This window comes from Acetobacter cibinongensis, assembly GCF_000963925.1.
GTDB lineage: Bacteria > Pseudomonadota > Alphaproteobacteria > Acetobacterales > Acetobacteraceae > Acetobacter > Acetobacter cibinongensis.
In genome coordinates this window covers 1-1,570 of sequence record NZ_BAMV01000047.1, presented here as the reverse complement: position 1 = coordinate 1,570, position 1,570 = coordinate 1, and the positions used below count along the sequence as shown (strand labels likewise).

Annotated in this window: 2 protein-coding genes; both read right to left on the bottom strand. The window is 57.1% G+C overall.

All coding sequences use genetic code 11. The features are described 5' to 3' along the window. Positions 1-809, bottom strand: an 809-nt coding sequence (locus tag Abci_RS13305; protein ID WP_048839666.1) for an FAD-binding protein, incomplete at its 3' end; no start/stop codon positions are given. A 2-nt stretch (positions 810-811) separates the two neighbouring features. After that, on the bottom strand, positions 812-1,561 hold the full coding sequence (locus Abci_RS13300) for an electron transfer flavoprotein subunit beta/FixA family protein (RefSeq protein ID WP_084597683.1): 750 nt from the start codon (positions 1,559-1,561) through the stop codon (positions 812-814). Between the last annotated feature and the right edge of the window lie 9 nt (positions 1,562-1,570).

Genomic DNA, 1,570 nt, shown 5'->3' with positions numbered 1-1,570 from the left:
CGGCTGTCCTTCATGCCAGCAAGATGCTGGATGGCACCGGAGATACCAAAAGCAAGATAGAGTTCTGGCGCAACAATCTTACCTGTCTGACCAACCTGATAATCGTTAGGCACAAACCCGGAATCCACAGCAGCGCGGGAGGCACCGATGGCGGCCCCGAGCGTATCTGCCAGAGGTTCAAGAATCTTGAATTTCTCTTCACTCTGAAGGCCACGGCCACCAGATACGACCACACGTGCCGATTCAAGCTCAGGACGCTCGGATTCGGACAGGTGCACGGCCTCAAAAGTAGAAAGGGCCGGGTCTTCTGCAGGAGCAACAGCTTCAACCGGAGCCGAGCCCCCTTCGGCTGCGGCGGCATCAAAGGCGGAGCTGCGAACCGTCAGCACTTTCTTGCTGTCAGATGATTTAACGGTTGCCAGCGCATTCCCTGCATAAATGGGGCGCACGAACGTATCGGCGTCCACAATGCGGATCACGTCAGGGATTGGCTGTACGTCCAGCAGTGCTGCGGCGCGCGGCAGCACGTTTTTGCCAACAGCCCCTGCCGCAGCAACGATCTGGTCATAACTGCCGGCCAGCGACACGATAAGAGCAGCCAGAGGCTCAGCCAGTTCATGCGCGTAGCGGGCATCGGCTGCGTGCAGAACCTTGGAGACACCGGCAATTTTGGCAGCAGCCTGAGCTACAGCCTCATCACCGGCCACCAGAACATGCACATCCCCAAACTGGGTTGCTGCGGTAATGGCAGAAAGCGCGGCCTGTCTGATCCGGCCTTCTTCGTGATCAAGAAGAACAAGAGCGGTCATGATCAGATTACCTTCGCTTCGTTACGCAGTTTCTCAACCAGTTCCGCTACGGAACCAACTTTGACACCAGCCTGACGCTGTGCAGGCTCAGCCACAGACACAATGGTCAGGCGGCGCGTGGTATCAACACCAAGGTCTGCCACATTGAGCGTTTCAAGCGGCTTTTTGCGGGCCTTCATGATGTTGGGCAGAGAGGCATAACGTGGCTCGTTCAACCGCAGGTCAGCCGTTACAACGGCTGGCAGCTTGAGGGAGACATCTTCCGTCCCGCCATCAATTTCACGGCTGACGCGCACGGTGCCATCGGCAACATCCACTTTACCAGCGAAAGTCCCCTGACCCCAGCCAAGCAGGCCAGCAAGCATCTGGCCTGTGGCGTTCATGTCATCATCAATGGCCTGTTTGCCAAGAATGACCATGCCGGGTTCTTCCTTGGCCACAATGGCCTTGAGCACCTTGGCCACGGCCAGAGGTTCCGGGCTTTCTTCAGCCAGAACCAGAATGGCGCGGTCAGCACCCATGGCCATAGCGGTACGCAGGGTATCCTGCGCCTGCTGGACACCAATGGACACCACGACAACTTCAGTCGCGGCCCCTTTTTCCTTGAGGCGGACGGCTTCTTCAACCGCAATCTCATCGAAGGGATTCATGGACATCTTGACGCCAGCGGTTTCAACGCCGCTACCATCTGCCTTTACGCGGGGCTTGATGTTGTAATCCACAACCCGTTTGACAGGTACTACAATCTTCATGGCTTCTTT

Excerpts from the sequence above, each read along its gene's own strand:
- Abci_RS13300 (WP_084597683.1), bottom strand. The coding sequence starts at position 1,561 with ATGAAGATTGTAGTACCTGTCAAACGGGTTGTGGATTACAACATCAAG.